This is a genomic window from Pseudomonas sp. IT-P253, from assembly GCF_949768125.1.
Classification (GTDB): Bacteria; Pseudomonadota; Gammaproteobacteria; order Pseudomonadales; family Pseudomonadaceae; genus Aquipseudomonas.
In genome coordinates this window covers 99,142-115,493 of the sequence record NZ_CATKPT010000033.1, presented here as the reverse complement: position 1 = coordinate 115,493, position 16,352 = coordinate 99,142, and the positions used below count along the sequence as shown (strand labels likewise).

At 59.3% G+C, this 16,352-nt stretch carries 13 protein-coding genes; 5 read left to right on the top strand and 8 right to left on the bottom strand.

Annotation, left to right across the window (positions count from 1 at the left end; genetic code table 11):
- The first annotated feature begins 171 nt into the window (after positions 1-171).
- Positions 172-942: an SDR family oxidoreductase gene (locus ACM6IR_RS17800; RefSeq protein ID WP_008153379.1), complete on the top strand. Its 771-nt coding sequence runs from the start codon at positions 172-174 to the stop codon at positions 940-942.
- Between the two features lie 107 nt (positions 943-1,049).
- Here the strand turns inward: ACM6IR_RS17800 and ACM6IR_RS17795 are convergent, their stop codons facing one another.
- The 7 genes from ACM6IR_RS17795 to ACM6IR_RS17765 form a co-directional block, all read right to left on the bottom strand.
- On the bottom strand, positions 1,050-2,183 hold the full coding sequence (locus ACM6IR_RS17795) for an AGE family epimerase/isomerase (RefSeq protein WP_414908914.1): 1,134 nt from the start codon (positions 2,181-2,183) through the stop codon (positions 1,050-1,052).
- Positions 2,184-2,357: 174 nt separating this feature from the next.
- Positions 2,358-2,930, bottom strand: coding sequence for a HupE/UreJ family protein (locus ACM6IR_RS17790; protein WP_414908913.1), 573 nt, complete (start codon positions 2,928-2,930; stop codon positions 2,358-2,360).
- Between the two features lie 29 nt (positions 2,931-2,959).
- Positions 2,960-3,574, bottom strand: a complete 615-nt coding sequence (gene ureG, locus ACM6IR_RS17785; RefSeq protein WP_414908912.1) for an urease accessory protein UreG — start codon at positions 3,572-3,574, stop codon at positions 2,960-2,962.
- Between the two features lie 22 nt (positions 3,575-3,596).
- Positions 3,597-4,271: an urease accessory protein UreF gene (locus ACM6IR_RS17780; RefSeq protein ID WP_414908911.1), complete on the bottom strand. Its 675-nt coding sequence runs from the start codon at positions 4,269-4,271 to the stop codon at positions 3,597-3,599.
- On the bottom strand, positions 4,268-4,768 hold the full coding sequence (gene ureE / locus ACM6IR_RS17775; protein WP_414908910.1) for an urease accessory protein UreE: 501 nt from the start codon (positions 4,766-4,768) through the stop codon (positions 4,268-4,270). Before ureE ends, ACM6IR_RS17780 begins: the two co-directional genes overlap by 4 nt.
- 269 nt (positions 4,769-5,037) lie before the next feature.
- Positions 5,038-5,670, bottom strand: coding sequence for a TetR family transcriptional regulator (locus ACM6IR_RS17770; protein WP_010464134.1), 633 nt, complete (start codon positions 5,668-5,670; stop codon positions 5,038-5,040).
- 171 nt (positions 5,671-5,841) lie between these two features.
- Positions 5,842-6,354 (bottom strand): hypothetical protein, encoded by a 513-nt coding sequence (locus ACM6IR_RS17765; RefSeq protein ID WP_414908909.1) that lies wholly within the window; start codon positions 6,352-6,354, stop codon positions 5,842-5,844.
- 381 nt (positions 6,355-6,735) lie between these two features.
- Between ACM6IR_RS17765 and ACM6IR_RS17760 the strand changes: the two genes are divergently transcribed.
- Together ACM6IR_RS17760 and ACM6IR_RS17755 are read left to right on the top strand one after the other, a co-directional pair.
- Positions 6,736-8,811 carry an AsmA family protein gene (locus ACM6IR_RS17760; RefSeq protein ID WP_414908908.1) on the top strand — a complete coding sequence of 692 codons (2,076 nt, stop codon included), beginning with the start codon at positions 6,736-6,738 and terminating at the stop codon, positions 8,809-8,811.
- 287 nt (positions 8,812-9,098) lie between these two features.
- Positions 9,099-9,989 carry an esterase/lipase family protein gene (locus ACM6IR_RS17755; RefSeq protein ID WP_414908907.1) on the top strand — a complete coding sequence of 297 codons (891 nt, stop codon included), beginning with the start codon at positions 9,099-9,101 and terminating at the stop codon, positions 9,987-9,989.
- A gap of 95 nt (positions 9,990-10,084) precedes the next feature.
- On the opposite strand, the gene ACM6IR_RS17750 is transcribed toward ACM6IR_RS17755, so the two are convergent.
- Complete coding sequence (locus ACM6IR_RS17750) at positions 10,085-10,972, bottom strand: DMT family transporter (RefSeq protein ID WP_414908906.1); 888 nt, start codon at positions 10,970-10,972, stop codon at positions 10,085-10,087.
- Between the two features lie 98 nt (positions 10,973-11,070).
- On the opposite strand from ACM6IR_RS17750, the gene ACM6IR_RS17745 reads away from it, so the two are divergent.
- Positions 11,071-11,853 (top strand): AraC family transcriptional regulator, encoded by a 783-nt coding sequence (locus tag ACM6IR_RS17745; protein WP_414908905.1) that lies wholly within the window; start codon positions 11,071-11,073, stop codon positions 11,851-11,853.
- Positions 11,854-11,971: 118 nt separating this feature from the next.
- Positions 11,972-16,297, top strand: a complete 4,326-nt coding sequence (locus ACM6IR_RS17740; RefSeq protein WP_414908904.1) for a dermonecrotic toxin domain-containing protein — start codon at positions 11,972-11,974, stop codon at positions 16,295-16,297.
- The last annotated feature ends 55 nt before the right edge of the window (positions 16,298-16,352 follow it).

Sequence of the window (16,352 nt, the reverse complement as noted above, 5' to 3'; positions counted from 1 at the left end):
TGGATAAGGTGCGTGCACATGGCTGAAAGCCGCGGCGGATAAGGTGTTGCAAGGTTTGATCGTTTTTTGTACAGCGTGTGCGGTGGTTGCTGCTGTGTGCAAGGCCGGGCATGCTGCCCGCTGATTGTCTATTCCAATGGCTGGTCCTCAGCCCGAAGCAAGGAGAACACGATGTCCAACACCCTGTTTATTACCGGCGCGACGTCCGGTTTTGGTGAAGCCTGTGCCCGTCGTTTTGCCGAGGCCGGCTGGAAACTAGTGCTGACTGGCCGTCGTGAAGAGCGTCTGAATGCCCTGTGCGCCGAATTGTCGAAGCAGACCGAGGTTCATGGCCTGGTGCTCGACGTGCGTGATCGCAAGGCCATGGAAGAGGCGATTGCCAATCTGCCGCCTTCATTCGCCAAACTGCGCGGGCTGATCAACAACGCCGGCCTGGCTCTGGGTGTCGACCCGGCGCCGAAGTGCGATCTGGATGATTGGGACACCATGGTCGACACCAACATCAAGGGCCTGATGTACAGCACTCGTCTGCTGTTGCCGCGCCTGATCGCCCACGGTCGTGGTGCTGGCATCGTCAACCTGGGTTCCATCGCCGGCAACTACCCGTACCCGGGCAGCCATGTGTATGGCGCGAGCAAAGCATTCGTCAAACAGTTCTCCCTGAACCTGCGCTGCGACCTGCAAGGCACCGGCGTGCGGGTGAGCAACATCGAGCCGGGCTTGTGCGAGAGCGAGTTCTCGCTGGTGCGTTTCGCCGGTGACCAGGAGCGTTACAACGCGACCTACGCCGGTGCCGAGCCGATCCAGCCGCAAGATATCGCTGACACCATTTTCTGGGTGCTCAATGCGCCGGCACACATCAACATCAACAGCCTGGAGCTGATGCCCGTGAGCCAGACCTGGAGCGGGTTTGCCATTGAGCGCAATGGTGGCAAGGCGTAAGAGCCCATAACGGCCATTCGCGGGCAAGCCTCGCTCCTACGGTCGGTATAAATCCGTAGGAGCGAGCGGTGCGGCGATCCGACTTGCCCGCGAAGGCGATCTATCAATCAGCGAAGATAATCGGCCAGCCCGCGATAGCAGGTTGCCAAGTGATAAGGCGTGGTCGACGGCATGTCCTGACGGCTGACTTCACCCTTCTCGTCGCGACACTCATACCAGCCGCGTGCATGCAGAGAGTGCTGATGCAGCGCCCGCAGTTGGCGCAGCACCGAGGTCTCGCTGTCCGGGCGCAGCGTCAATGCGCGCAAGTATTCAGCCTGAGCCCAGATGCGCTGAGTGGCATCTCGTGGGCGGCCGCCCGGCTCGAGGTCCAGCATCGCCTGTACGGCGCCAGTAGCCGGGTCGACGCCCAGTTGCTCGGTGTACGAAAACGCGCGTTCCAGCGACGCATGCAGTGTCGAGCCGCGCAGCAGTGGCGAAGACTCCAGCAGGAAATACCACTCGAACTGATGCCCCGGTTCAAACCAGTTATCCAAAGCTCCCAGCGGTTTTTCCATCAGCACACCGTGTTGCGGATCGATAAAACGCGTGTGCATGGCTGTGCATAACTCGACGAGCGCGTCTTTTACCGCGAGGTCTTCGCGGACCGACAGCGTGGCGAGGAAGGCTTCAGCCAAGTGCATCAGAGGATTCTGCAGCGGCCCGGACTTCAGCGACGACCAGTCACGCTCAAGGCTCGCTTCGTACAGGCCGTCGCCCGTGGCGAAACGCTGCGCGATCACTTGAAGTGCCGCGTTGAGCACTGATTCCACCAGCGGCTCGCGCACCTTGCCCCAGTAATGAGCGCAGGCGAACAGGATGAAAGCATGGGTGTAGAGGTCTTTGCGTTGATCCAGCGGCGCCCCCTGCGGGTCGATGCTGTAGAACCAGCCGCCATGCTCGGCGTCGTGGAAATGCTGCTGCAAGGAACGGAATAATGCTGCGGCACGCTCCTCGGCGGCGGGCACCTGGCCAATCAGACTGGAAAACACGTAAAGCTGCCGTGCGCAGGCCATGGCCCGGTAGCGTTGCGGCGGCAAGGGTTGATGCCGGGCGTCCAGCGCCTCATAGGGCAACGCCATTTCCGCATTCCAGCCGGGGCCCTGCCAGAGTGGCACGATCACGTCCTGGAAGTGCTGTTGCGCCGAGGCAAACAGCGCGGTCAATTCTGGATTGGAGGCGGAGCGGGAAACATGCGGCATTGGCTGGCGTCGTCACGGCAGGGGCGATTGCGCGACATGTTATCAGGCCTGAGGGATGCGGTGTCTGTCAGGCCGCTATCGCGAGCAAGCTCGCTCCCACAGTACACCTGTGTACGCAATACCAATGTGGGAGCGAGCCTGCTCGCGAAGAGGCCATCACTGGCGGTAAAGATCTCAGCCCGCCAATAACCAAGCCCCAGTCGCTGCCGAAGCCGCACCCGCCAGACGAATCAAGGGTGCAGCAGCCTGAGGCAACACCCGCACCACGGCATAACCCAATCCATGCAATACCGCCGTCGCTGCGACAAAACCTGCCGCATACATCCAGGGACTCGACGTCTCCGGCAACTCCAGGCCATGCGCGACCCCATGAAACAGCGCAAACAGCGCCGTGGCCCCGACCGCCACGCCGATCGGCGGACGCACCGCCAACGCCACTGCCAGGCCCAGTGCCAATACCGACGCCGCAATCGCGCTTTCCAGTGCCGGCAGGTTCAACCCTTCAAACCCCAGCATTCCGCCGATCAGCAGGGTCCCAACGAAGGTGCACGGCAGGGCCCAGCGCGCCGCGCCTTGCTGTTGCGCCGCCCACAAACCGACGGCGACCATCGCCAGCAAGTGATCGAGGCCACCGATCGGGTGGCTGATGCCGGCGATCAAGCCATTGTCGCCATGGCCCGGGTGGGCGAAGGCGATGGCCGGGGTCAGCAGGAGCGCCAAGGCGCCCAGGATGCGTTTCAGTGTCATGGATAAGCTTCCTTGTTGATAAGTCCTGATCAGGTGGCGGTCAGCAGGCCCTGGCGCTCGATGAAGGCGATAATTGCTTCCAGGCCGAGGCCGGTTTTCTGGTTGCTGAAGACAAACGGCTTGCCGTTGCGCATGCGAGTGGTGTCGCTGTCCATCAGCTCCAGCGAGGCGCCCACCAATGGCGCGAGGTCGACCTTGTTGATCACCAGCAGGTCGGATTTGCAGATTCCCGGCCCACCCTTGCGCGGCAGCTTGTCGCCGGCCGAGACGTCGATCACGTAAATGGTCAGGTCGGACAGTTCCGGGCTGAAGGTCGCGGACAAGTTATCGCCACCGGACTCCACCAGAATCAGGTCCAGCCCCGGAAAGCGGCGGTTCAGTTGGTCCACGGCTTCGAGGTTGATCGAGGCGTCTTCGCGGATGGCCGTGTGCGGGCAGCCGCCGGTTTCCACGCCGATGATCCGTTCCGGGGCCAGGGCTTCGTTGCGCACCAGAAAGTCGGCGTCTTCGCGGGTATAGATGTCGTTGGTGACCACCGCCAGGTTGTAGCGGTCGCGCAGGGCCAGGCACAGCGCCAGGGTCAGGGCGGTTTTGCCGGAACCGACCGGGCCGCCGATGCCGACGCGCAGAGGTTGTGTGTTCATGGATTCTCCAAAATAACAGGCCCTAGGATCGGAACAGGCGGCTGTACTGGCGCTCATGGGCCATGCACGCCAGGGACAGGCCGAAAGCGGCGCTGCCGTAGTGTTCGGGGTTGATTCGGGTGGCGTTCTGCTGGGCTTGCTGAAGTAGCGGTAACAGTTCGCTGGTCAGGCGTTGCGCGGCTTGTTGGCCCAACGGCAGGGTTTTCATCAACACGGCCAATTGGTTTTCCAGCCAGCTCCAGAGCCAGGCAGCCAGCGCGTCCCGGGGGCTGATATGCCACGCGCGAGCGGCCAGCGCCCAGCCGAGGGCCAGGTGCGGTTCGGGGCATTGTTCGAGGAAGGCGCGGGCCGGTGCGTCGAGTTCCGGCAAACCGTTGAGCAATTGCTGCAGCGAATAACCCATCTGCCGGCTCTCCTGATGCAACTCGCGTGTTTCCCGGCTCGCGCGGTGTTCTTCGCAGTGTTGCAGTAACTCGCCCCAGTTTTCCTCTGCCGCCGCCACACAATGGGTAAGCAGCAGTGGCGCTTCGAAGCGCGCCAGATTCAGCAATAGCTGATCGCTAATCCAGCGTTTTGCGCTGGCGGCATCGTTGACGCGGCCGTTATCCACAGCCATTTCCAGGCCCTGGGAATAGCTGTAGCCACCAATCGGCAGCTGCGGGCTGGCCAGGCGCAGCAGCGCCCAGGCCGGATTCATGACCGCACGCCAAACTGATGCAGTTTCGGCGGGTAGTTGAAGTCTTCGTCGCCGTGCCGCGAATGGTGATGGCCCCCGCCATAAGCGCCATGTTCGGGCTGGAATGGGGCTTCAATGTTCTCGACCTTGGCATCCAGTTGTTCGAGCATGGCCTTGAGCACGTAATCGTCGAGCAGGCGCAACCAGCCGTCACCGATTTGCAGGGCCACGTGGCGATTACCCAAGTGATAGGCGGCGCGGGTCAGTTCGAAGGCATTGGCGCAGGTGATGTGCAGCAGGTGTTCGGGGCGGGCGCAGACTCGGATGACCCGTCCGTCCTCAGCCTGTAGGCATTCGCCGTCATACAGCGGTGGTTGGCCGCGCTCCAAAAACAACCCGACGTCTTCGCCTTCGGCACTGAAACAGCGCAAGCGACTTTTGCTCCGGGCTTCGAAGGTCAGGTGCAACTCGGCGGCCCAGACAGGTTGAGGGTCGATTCTGCGATGAATCACCAGCATTGGACGGCTTCCAGCAATAGACAGTAGTCAGGCTAGAGCAAGGGGCTTGCCAATCGGGTGAAGTGTAGGAAATGCCCGTCAGAAGCGTAGGGAGAGATTCAGCACGTCGAGGATTTCGAATGATGTTGGTGCGTCCATTTCCCAGGTGCACCAAGTTGAAGCGAAACTGCTTTATCTGTGGGAGCGAGCCTGCTCGCGAATGGGGCGCCACGGTTATTCGGATACACCGCGTTATCGTTCTTCGCGAGCAGGCTCGCTCCCACAGTGAATCACTCGGTGCTGCCCAGGCCTTGCCAGTGCTTGAGGCCGATAAAGATAAAGCGTAACTGCTGAGTGATTTTCGCCTGGGGCGTCAGATGCTCCGGCAATGCCTCGGCGGGCGGATCGATAATGTCCGGCAACGTGGCAAACACGCTTTTAACAATCAGGTCAGCCATGACGCTCAGGCCGGCGATGTCCAGGTGTTGCAGTTTCGGCATCAGCGACAGGTCGGCCGCGAGGTCCGAACTGATGTCTTCGCGCAATCGGCCGATGGCCTGGCGCACGGGCAACGAACCGCCGTACTGCTCACGGGCCAGAAACAGAAATTGCGAGCGATTGGCCGAAACCACGTCGAGAAAGATTCGTACCGAGGCATCAATAATGCCGCCCATGACGAACTCGTTGTGGCGCACCAGGCGGATGGTTTCACGGAAGGTCTGACCGACTTCGCTCACCAACACCAGACCCAGTTCATCCATATCGGCAAAATGCCGGTAGAAACCGGTCGGTACGATCCCGGCGGTTTTCGCGACTTCGCGCAGGCTCAGGCTGCCGAATCCTCGGCCGCATTCCATCAAGTGGCGGGCAGCGTCCATCAGGGCGTTACGGGTCTGTTGTTTCTGTTCGGCGCGGGGCAGCATCGCAAGAGTGATTTCTGGACAAGACAGCGGCGCACTCTAGCAAATCGGCTTTGCCGGCGTCGAACGACTATCGGGGGATCAAGCGGGGGGAAGTGCGGTGTATATAAATACGGACCTTAAAATCAAAAGCCCAATCCGGGGATTGGGCTTTTTTTCAGGGAGGCCATGGCCTTAGCTCACAGCGCTGTTGCGTTCGATTACACGGTCACCACCACCTTCGGCGAGGGTCTGGCCTTGTGGCGTGCGGTCGGTGCCGTCAGCGGCAAGGGTCTGGCCTTGTGGCGTGCGGTCGGTGCCGTCAGCGGCAAGGGTCTGGCCTTGTGGCGTGCGGTCGGTGCCGTCAGCGGCAAGGGTTTGGCCTTGTGGCGTGCGGTCGGTGCCGTCAGCGGCAAGGGTCTGGCCTTGTGGCGTGCGGTCGGTGCCGTCAGCGGCAAGGGTCTGGCCTTGTGGCGTGCGGTCGGTGCCGTCAGCGGCAAGGGTCTGGCCTTGTGGCGTGCGGTCGGTGCCGTCAGCGGCAAGGGTTTGGCCTTGTGGAGTACGGTCGGCGCCGTCAGCTGCGACGGTTTGGCTGAACACCGCGTGGGTGGATTTCACTTGTGGGGTTGCCTGGTCTGCAGCTGGCAGGGCAAAAGCAGTGCTGGCCAGCATCGAGAGCGTAAGGCTAAGCAGTAATTGGCGTTTCATGATTTGGGTGCTCCGTAGGAGGGCGATAAAGTGGGTACGAAGTTAATGCTACTCTCGATAAGTCGATATAAAAGTTCATAAACGCAATGGTAATAATCAACGGAATTGATTGTTCCGCGAAACGGCTCTAGGGCGGGTGTTTCCGACGGACGTTTTTGCACCGGAGTGGGTATTTTCGACTCGCATTCGCCTTGCCAGCGTGCGGGCTCGGTAACGTTGGATGAAGGGAGATGCAGTGGCCTACCGGCTATTTGCGTACCTGTCGGTCTTTCGATTAAACCTGCGGGCCATTTTTCAGTCGTAAATTCCCTGGCAGGCCGGTTCTGGTCTAACGTTTCACACGTGCGTCGCAGTCGGGGCGCTCAGTTGGAGTTCTGTGCAATGACGCGCATTCGTAAAGTTTTTGCCTGGACCTTCGCCAGTCTTATTGTTCTGTTGGCCGTACTGGTTCTGAGCATCGTGTTCTTCGATTGGAACTGGATCAAACCGCCCCTCAATGCCAAAGTGTCCGAAGAGTTGCACCGCCCGTTTGCCATCAACGGCAACCTGGCGGTGGTCTGGCAGCGCGAACTCGAGGAGAGGGGCTGGCGGGCCTGGGTGCCGTGGCCGCATGTGGTGGCGCAAGAGTTGAGCCTGGGCAACCCGGATTGGTCGAAACAGCCGCAAATGGTCACCCTCAAGCGTGTTGAGTTACGTATCTCGCCCCTGGCCTTGCTGACGCAGCGCGTAGTGATCCCGCGTATCGATCTCAGCGAACCCGACGCAAACTTGCAACGCCTGGCCGACGGCAGCGCCAACTGGACGTTCAAGTTCGATCCCAAGGACCCGAATGCCGAGCCTTCCAGGTGGGTGGTGGATATCGGTGCGATCGGCTTCGACAAGGGGCACGTTACTCTCGATGACCAGCGCCTGAAGACTCAGCTCGACCTGATCATTGATCCGCTGGGCAAGCCGATTCCGTTCAGTGAGATCGTTGGTGACAAAGCCACGAAATCCGCGCTGGAGAAGGGTGCTGCGCCCCAGGACTACGCGTTCGCCTTAAAGGTCAAAGGCCAGTATCACGACCAGAAACTCATGGGCGAAGGCAAAGTCGGTGGCCTGCTGGCGTTGCAGGACGCCGCCAGGCCGTTTCCGCTTCAGGCTCAGGTGACGATCGCCGAAACCCATGTCGAACTGGCCGGTACCCTGACCGATCCGCTGAACCTCGGCGCGTTGGACTTGCAGTTGAAATTGGCCGGTACCAGCCTCGGTAATCTCTATCCGTTGATCGGCGTAACCCTGCCGGACACGCCGCCTTACGCCACGGACGGTCACTTGATTGCCAAGCTGCACGAGGCGGGTGGCGCGGTCTATCGCTATGAAGGGTTCAACGGCAAGATTGGCCAGAGCGACATCCATGGGAGCCTGGCCTACGTCGCCAGCCAACCACGGCCGAAACTCAGCGGCTCGCTGGTTTCCAATCAATTGCTGTTTGCCGACCTGGCGCCCTTGATCGGTGCCGACTCGAATGCCAAGCAAAAAGCGCGTGGCGGTGAAAGCAAGCAGCCGGCGGACAAGGTGTTGCCGGTCGAGGAATTCAAAACCGAGCGCTGGCGCGAAATGGACGCCGACATTGAATTCACCGGCAAGCGCATCGTCCACAGTGAAGAGTTGCCGTTCAATGACCTTTATACCCACCTGGTGCTCACCGATGGCGTGCTCAGCCTCGAACCCCTGCGTTTTGGTGTGGCGGGCGGCAAGCTGGATGCACAGATTCGCCTGAACGGTCATGCCGATCCTTTGGAAGGGAAGGCCAAACTCACCGCGCGCGGCTTCAAACTCAAGCAGTTGTTTCCGACTTTTGAACCGATGAAAACCAGTTTTGGCGAGCTCAACAGCGATGCCGATATCACCGGTCGCGGTAACTCGGTGGCCAAGCTGTTGGGCACTGCCAACGGCAATCTGAAGATGCTGATCAATGATGGCGCCATCAGCCGTGAGTTGATGGAGCTGGCCGGGCTCAACGTTGGCAACTACGTGGTCGGCAAGATCTTTGGCGACGAGGAAGTGAAGATCAATTGCGCGGCCGCCGACTTCGATATCAAGACTGGGTTGGCGACCATACGCTTGTTCGTCTTCGATACCGAGAATGCAATTGTTTATATCGATGGCACGGCGAACATGGCCACTGAACAGCTGGACCTGACGATCACGCCGGAATCCAAAGGCTGGCGGCTGATCTCGTTGCGTTCACCACTGTATGTGCGAGGCGAGTTCATCAATCCGGATGCGGGCGTGAAATCGGTGCCACTGATGTTGCGCGGAGCGGGGATGGTGGCGTTGGGCGTAATTGCCGCACCCGCGGCAGGGTTGCTGGCACTGGTCGCGCCGAGCGGTGGCGAGCTGAATCAGTGTGCACCGTTGCTGGAACAGATGAAGGCAGGCAAGGTGCCAGTGACCGTCAAGCCCACCCGGTAATCTGCGGCGACTGTGACGACGCCATCGCGAGCAAGCTCGCTCCCACAGTGGATCTGTGCTTACAGGACCAATGTGGGAGCGAGCTTGCTCGCGATGGCGATCGTGCCGGTGCTACAGGTCATTCAGGATGGCGGTCGGGCTGAAGTAGGGCGGTTGTCATAGACTGGTCGCGGAGTTGTCATCTTCGATGGTGATGCTTGGCTGATGTCTTGCATTCATTGCATTCATTGCATTCATTGCATTCATTGCACTTTGCGTCACTTTACCGATCACAAGGATGTCCAGCCATGCCGCAAGGTTCTGCCACACGCTACCCGCTGGTGTTGGTCCCGGGCACGCTCGGGTTTATCCGCCTGGTGCTTTATCCGTACTGGTACGGGATCGTGGAGGCATTGCGCCGGGGTGGTGCGACGGTGATTGCGGTGCAGGTGTCGCCGCTCAACTCATCGGAGGTGCGCGGCGAGCAATTGCTGGCGCGCATTGACGAGATCCTGCAGGAAACCGGTGCCGACAAGGTCAACCTGATTGGGCACAGCCAAGGCTCGCTGACGGCCCGTTACGCCGCCGCCAAGCGCCCGGATCGGGTGGCTTCGGTCACCTCGGTGGCAGGAGCCAATCATGGCTCGGAACTGGCGGACTATCTGGAAAAACACTACCCGTCGGACACCATGAAGGGTCGACTGCTGGCGTTTTTACTGCGGGCGATCGGCGCGTTGATGTGCCTGCTGGATACCGGCTATCGCGGGCCGAAATTACCGGTGGATATCCACGCTTGCCATGAATCCCTGACGACGGCGGGCGCCACGCTGTTCAACCAGCGTTATCCACAGGGCCTGCCGGACACTTGGGGCGGGCATGGGCCGGAAGAGGTCAATGGCGTGCGCTATTACTCGTGGTCCGGAACGTTGCAGCCGGGCAAGACGGATCGCGGTCGCAACCTGTTTGACATGACCAATCGCAGTTGCCGGTTGTTTGCCAAGACCTTCGTGCGCGAAGCCGGGCATTGCGACGGAATGGTCGGGCGTTACAGCTCGCACTTGGGCACGGTGATTGGCGATGAGTATCCGCTGGATCACTTCGACATCGTCAACCAGTCGCTGGGGTTGGTGGGGAAGGGGGCGGAGCCGATACGGTTGTTTGTCGAGCATGCAGCCCGGCTAAAAGCCGCCGGGTTTTAAGTAGTAAGACCGCGTTATCGTTCTTCGCGGGCAAGCCTCGCTCCTACAGGCGTCGGCGATCCGTAGGAGCGAGGCTTGCCCGCGAAGGCGTCAGATCAGGCAATACTGACTTTGCGGCCTAAAACCGTGGTCCACCGCTCCGAAACAATCACCCCACCCAAGGTCAACACCCCGCCCACCAGGTGATACATCGCCAACTGCTCATGCAGTACCACCGCCGCAATCAGCGCCGTAATTAGCGGCAGCAGATTGAAAAACAGCGTGGTCCGGCTCGGCCCCAGATGCACCACGGCTTGCATCCAGGCCAGCGGTGCCAGCATCGACGCCAACAAGCACGCGTAAAGCACCAGCGGAATATTCTGCAGTGTCGGGCCGGTTTTCGGTGAGGCGGCGAATAGCGGGAACAGCACCACCACCGCCACCAGCACCTGCAAATAAAGCAACACCAGCGGCGGCAATCGCAACTGCCATTTTTTCAGCAGCGTGCTGTAAATCGCATAGGCCAGAGTGGCGATCAGCATCATCGCGTCGCCCAGGTTCACCCCGTGGGTCAGTAATGCACCCAGGCTGCCGGATGACACCACGACCAGCACGCCCGTAAACGACAGCACCGCACCGGCCAATGCCCCGGCCGTCAGGCGCTGGCCAAGGCTGACAATCGCCATCGCCAGTGACATCAACGGCATCAGCGACAAAATGATCCCCATGTTGGTGGCCGACGTCAGCGTCGCGGCGAAGTACGCCAGGCTTTGATAGACGGCCATGCCAAGCACGCCAAGGATGAAAATCCTGCCCAGGTTCGGGCGGATCAACGGCCAGTGGGCGATCACCGGTTTGAGCATGAACGGCGTGAACAGGATCCCGGCGAGCAGCCAGCGATAGAAACCGATTTCGGCGGGAAAAATAGCGCCGACGGCCAGCTTGTTGATGACGGTGTTGCCCGCCCAAATGAAAATGGCCAGCAGGGGATAAGCGTATTGCATCAGGAGAAAACCAGAACGTTAATGAGGGCCAATTATCCGCCTGTCTGTATCAAAGCCTATACTTCGATCCGGACAACTCGCCCCTGATGACGGACAGCATGAACAGCAAACACATCGACCTGCTGGACTTCAGCGAATTGCCTGCTCCGGTGTACTTCCGTTATGCCGACTTCGACAGCCACGAATACGCCTCGGCCCACCGTCATCCTTGGGGCACCCTCGAGTACTCGGCCAGCGGTGTCTTGCACATGGAAATTGGCAGCCGTCGTTTCATGTCGCCACCCCAGTACGCCGTGTGGGTGCCGCCGCAGCTCGAGCACAGTTTCTACAGCAACCAACCGATCAACTACCGCGCGGTCTGCCTCGCGCCTGCGCTCTGTCGCGACTTGCCACAGCAGGCCTGTACCCTGGCGATCAGCGACATCCTCAAGGCGATTCTCAAGGACTTCGCCGCCCGCGACGTAAAAATCCCTGAGCAGGAAGCCGACATTCGTCTGGCCCAGGTGCTGGTGGATCAGCTGCAACAAGCGCCAGTGCATGACTGTTACTTGCCTTACGCCAGCAGCCCCGGCTTGCTCGGGATACTCGAAGCCTTGCAGGCCGAGCCCGGGGATAACCGGCCTCTGGCGCACTGGGCCGAGCAAATTCATGTCAGTGAACGCACCTTGGCGCGGCAGTTCGGGCGCGAGTTGGGCATGAGCTTCGGCGAGTGGCGGCAGCGTTTGCGGTTTTTGGCGGCGATTGAAGCGCTGGGCAGTCAGCGCAGCATCCAGGAGATTGCCTTCGACATGGGTTACAGCACCGGCTCGGCGTTTATCGCCATGTTTCAACGCCAGGCCGGGTGCACGCCGGAGCAGTATCGGCGGCAACGAGTGGTTTAATCGATGGATATAGGACATCTCTTACAAACTAATCAGAAACGCACTTCATTAAGTAATTAATGCTCGCTGTACGCTCCTGCCTAAGTTGTTTTTTACGTACTTAGGCAGGCAGTCATCTATGCGTCATATCCAAGAACAAAGTATTCATCACGATTTTATTAAAAGTGCTATTCCCGCGTGGTTTACCCACGCTGTGCCGCAACGCGTTCGTGCACTTAAAGACACACTCTCAAGTATCCCTGAATGGACTAAAAAGGCCTCGGCCATTGAACATGTGGCCCTGAAACGCGCCACCGAGGCATGTTGGCGTGCACAAAGCGATGTCGATCAAATGCTACGTGAACTGCGAGATATTTACGCGTTCGCCCAACCGTTGCTGAGTCAGGCATTGAAAGATCAATACGGCGTTGAAGTCGATGTCAGGGAAACTTTTCTGAAGTTGTACTCTCCGGTCAAACTGTCCCCGTGGGTAATGAACGTAACCGGTGGTGTCAGTAGTCGAACCGTCTCTTTACTGGATGCGGCACTGCGTAACTTCGCTATTGGCGAGGTGCTTCTTGCCGATTCGCAGTTCATTACCCGACCCGACGAACGCGGCCAGTTCGAGATCAAAAATATCCGCACTCAAATGAGCATCGAACAGTTCAAGACGCTGTGCCGCGAACTGGATATAGGTGCTCGTTATTCGCAATACCTTGAGGACTACTTGCGCCCCACCGACGGTCTTGTGCAGGCGGTGCTGCAGAGCACAATCATCGAAAGCCAACAAACGGCCCTCAATGCGGCCGCGCATTTAGCGCTGATGAAAGGCGACCTTTCCCGCGACGGGTTTCTGGTTGTTCAAGGCGTGCTCAAGGGTGGCAAGGGGCTGAAGCTGGATGGCATTCCCGTTCGTCACTACCACCTGACGATGCTGGACACACGGCTCAAAGGCATCGTACTGATCGCGCCTGATCTGGATGTGCCCTACGGCGGAACCCGGCGTGTCATCGCCTATGTTCCACACGATCCGGAGCACCCGTTAAAAGAATATCCATCACTGGTGGCGTTGTCCCGCGAGCTGATACGCCAGCTGCGCGGCGCGGATCAGGCGGCATCGGGTCTGCGCTATCAGCAGTTCTTCAGCCGGTTTGTCGATCATCAACAACGGGGGCATTTTTTTGCGACGCTGAACCAACAACTGGAGCAACCCGATAACCCTCGCGTTCGCTTTGACGTGATGAGGTTTGAGCGCGACACCGAGCATCGCTTCAAGGGCGATCTGTGGGTGTATCTCTATCAGCAGCAGCAAAACAAAATACTCAACGACGCACGGGCGTTGGTGATCTCCACGGCAGATGCCGACAGCGAGGAACGTTGGGCCTGGGTCGCCAATCTGCAAAAAATACTGTCGGATATCTTCAACGTGGCCCTGTTGGTGGTAACGCCATTCGTGCCCGGGCTTGGGGAAGTCATGATGGTGTACATGGTTTATCAGTTGGTCAGTGAAGTCGTCGAGGGTGTGGTCGATCTGGCGGAAGGGATGTACCTGGAGGCCGCCGGGCACCTGATTGATTTCACCGAAAGCTTGATCCAGTTAGGGACATTTGCGGTCGGCATGCAAATCGCTGGCGGGACGCTGGTGCCCAAACTGTCGTCCTTCATCGAAGGAACACGACCGGTTACCTTGAGCGACGGCAGTCAGCGCCTGTGGGGGCAGGACCTGGAGCCTTACGTGCAAACGGACCCGGGTTTGTCCGCCGATTCGAAACCCGATTCGGCAGGGTTGCATCAGCATGCAGGTCAACCAGTACTGCGCGTCGATACGCGTCACTTCAAACTCAGGAAAGACCCGCAAACCAATCAGCATCGTGTTCAACATCCGGCGCGGCCGCAGGCCTATGAACCGTTGGTCAACAGCAACGGAGACGGCGCATTCGTGATTGAAGGCGAGCAACCGCATTTGTGGGACGACAAGACCCTAATGACACGGCTTGGGCCGTCGATGGGGGGATTGCCCGACGCCTACAGTGACATTCGCACTGTCAGCAGAACCGACACCAACGCCATACGCCGAATGTATACCGACAATGAGCGGCCCTTGCCGTCGCTCAGCGATACGGCGATCCGGTTCAGGATCGATCGCGACATTCAAACCTTCATCGAGCAGATTGGCAGCGATCATCCGCAGGACTATTTGCAAGCCGACCCTGTGTTGCAATTTCAATTGCTCGATGGCGTGTGGCCCGGTCGGGGCATGGCGCTTGTCGGTGCCGATGGCGAAATCCTGCAAGTCATTGGTGATGCGCAGGCGCCGCCCGTGCGCATCGATCCGAAGCAGTTGATCGACGGCGACCTGATGAAAACCCTGTTGTCGCATCTGGATAACAATGAAACCAAAGCATTGATGAATGTTGAGTTCGGTGAGCCGTTGTCCGCTCCCGACGTGAATGCGAAGCGAATGAGAACCGAGCTGGCGCGGTTGGCCCAGCGCAGGAGAACGTCATTGTTCAGCGCTGAATATTCACGTACCGAGGCCGCCAGGCATTCCGCGAGCGGCGAAGTGCGGATGCTCCAGGAAAAAGTCCCGGGCCTGCCTGGTGCCGTGGCGCAGGAGGTGCTGTCGGTCGCCACACCCGCAGAGTTGCAGGCGATCAAAGGTGGGCAATGGCCGCCGAGACTGGAAAACCTCGCACGCTGGGCGCTTCAGGACGTCAGAGTCTGTCGTGCCTATGAGGGGCTGTATCTGGACTCGGTAGACAACCCCGATACGCGCCGGCTGGCGCTGCATTCTCTGGAAAATCTGCCCGGGTGGAATCCCGATGTACGGATTGAAGTCGTCCGTTTCGATTACCGTGGCCGGGTGCTGGACAGCATCGGCCGAAGCGATGCGCCGATTCGCCGCACGCTTGTCGAGCGCGAAGACCTGACGTTTCAATCTCACGATGATGAAGGCAATGTTTTACATTCCGGTGCGGACTTTTACACTGCAATCTTGCAAGCGCTACCGGATGCCGAGCGCATCGGGCTGAACATTCATATCGGCGAAGGGCCGAAGTTGAAACGGGCCGTGCGTGAACACGCGTTGAAGTCTTATCGGCTGTTGCGCGTGTTGTCCGATCTTCCGGTCCTTGAGCCCCTTACGTTTGACCCTCAGGTGATGCGTCTTCGCGGGGGCGCCCCGACCGCTGGCGATGAAGTGGCCGACTTGCTGCACATCGACACACTTTATCCAGAGTTGGTGGCCGGAGCCTTTCATCCTTCGGTGTCGCGATATGAAAGATTCGACTATTTGCGGGGGCTGAAGTTAATGCACCGGTCCTGTCCTGACGTGTACTTCGACGCGCTCTGGCAAGCACTGAACAAAGCCAATGTTGCTGGCGATGCGCAAGCCAACGTCAGCGTGGTACGCAGCATCGAAGCCTTGCCCGACCTGGAGAAAATCATGCTGCCCGAGCAGTTTGACGCATTGGTCGAGCGCCTGTTTACCAAGGACGGGCTGATACCGCTCACGGAGTCCGAGCTGAATCTGGGGAGCAATGCGCGCAATCTGCAGCGCACCGGTCGCCTGGATGAATACCAGGCACTGTCACGCAATGTGAGAGACAACACCGCGCCGGCCAGTGAACCGTTGGCCGATCTGCGTAATTACCGCGAGACGCTCTTCACTGACGTTGTAACGCCCGACGAACCTGTCGGGGTGTCGCCGCAAATCATGGCCGACCTGCAATTGGCCCAGCGCGCGATCTATCGGGCCAAGGAGCTGATTCCTCTGTCCGGTAACCAGTTGCCGAGCCTCTGGGAAAAGGGTGGGTCGGCGATCGCGAAGATCAAAGGACTCAGGGAACTGAATCTGGAGGAGGGCGGGTTCACCGCGAAACTCTCCATCGCTGAAGCAGCGAGCAAAGCCATTGCGATCAAGGGGGGGAACTGTTCGGAAAACTCGAAGGTGACGTTTTCGATACTCGCCAGCCAACCCAGGACGTCCCGAATCCATATCGTCAGGGCCACCCGCTTTGACCATCAATACGTGGTGATCGGGGATGACTTGCTCAACCCCGATCAACTGGTCGTCGCCGATTCCTGGCCCGAGTTTCCCTCCGCGCACCTGGCCAGCAATGGCTACTTCCAGTTTGAACTGCCAGCGGTGGCGACGCTGGAACCTGGCCCTGCCGTCGCCGCGTATTCGTTTATAAACGATGCACCGCCGGGCCAGGCGGCACTGCCTGACGTTACCGAGGCAAACACCTACCGGCAGATAAAAATAAACAAACTTTATAAATCCGGTGCCTATGCCCAATTCACCTCATTGAAAGCATTGGGCGGCACCTACAGCGTGCCCGGCGGTACGCCGGTTTCGTTCGAACGTTTGCCCGCTTCAGTTATTAATCGGCGAATCGATGCCTATCATGGCTATCGCGAAGCCTTCAAAGCGTTTTTAGAAACAAGCGAAGACACCGAGTAAGGTTTAAGCCCCGCAGCGGTGTAACAAGCTTTGTCTACACTCCAGAATGAGGCCG

Excerpts from the sequence above, each read along its gene's own strand:
- ureG (WP_414908912.1), bottom strand. The coding sequence starts at position 3,574 with ATGAACACACAACCTCTGCGCGTCGGCATCGGCGGCCCGGTCGGTTCC.
- ACM6IR_RS17745 (WP_414908905.1), top strand. The coding sequence starts at position 11,071 with ATGAACAGCAAACACATCGACCTGCTGGACTTCAGCGAATTGCCTGCT.
- ACM6IR_RS17780 (WP_414908911.1), bottom strand. The coding sequence starts at position 4,271 with ATGAATCCGGCCTGGGCGCTGCTGCGCCTGGCCAGCCCGCAGCTGCCG.
- ACM6IR_RS17795 (WP_414908914.1), bottom strand. The coding sequence starts at position 2,183 with ATGCCGCATGTTTCCCGCTCCGCCTCCAATCCAGAATTGACCGCGCTG.
- ACM6IR_RS17765 (WP_414908909.1), bottom strand. The coding sequence starts at position 6,354 with ATGAAACGCCAATTACTGCTTAGCCTTACGCTCTCGATGCTGGCCAGC.
- ACM6IR_RS17800 (WP_008153379.1), top strand. The coding sequence starts at position 172 with ATGTCCAACACCCTGTTTATTACCGGCGCGACGTCCGGTTTTGGTGAA.
- ACM6IR_RS17790 (WP_414908913.1), bottom strand. The coding sequence starts at position 2,930 with ATGACACTGAAACGCATCCTGGGCGCCTTGGCGCTCCTGCTGACCCCG.
- ACM6IR_RS17740 (WP_414908904.1), top strand. The coding sequence starts at position 11,972 with ATGCGTCATATCCAAGAACAAAGTATTCATCACGATTTTATTAAAAGT.
- ACM6IR_RS17760 (WP_414908908.1), top strand. The coding sequence starts at position 6,736 with ATGACGCGCATTCGTAAAGTTTTTGCCTGGACCTTCGCCAGTCTTATT.
- ACM6IR_RS17755 (WP_414908907.1), top strand. The coding sequence starts at position 9,099 with ATGCCGCAAGGTTCTGCCACACGCTACCCGCTGGTGTTGGTCCCGGGC.
- ACM6IR_RS17770 (WP_010464134.1), bottom strand. The coding sequence starts at position 5,670 with ATGCTGCCCCGCGCCGAACAGAAACAACAGACCCGTAACGCCCTGATG.
- ureE (WP_414908910.1), bottom strand. The coding sequence starts at position 4,768 with ATGCTGGTGATTCATCGCAGAATCGACCCTCAACCTGTCTGGGCCGCC.
- ACM6IR_RS17750 (WP_414908906.1), bottom strand. The coding sequence starts at position 10,972 with ATGCAATACGCTTATCCCCTGCTGGCCATTTTCATTTGGGCGGGCAAC.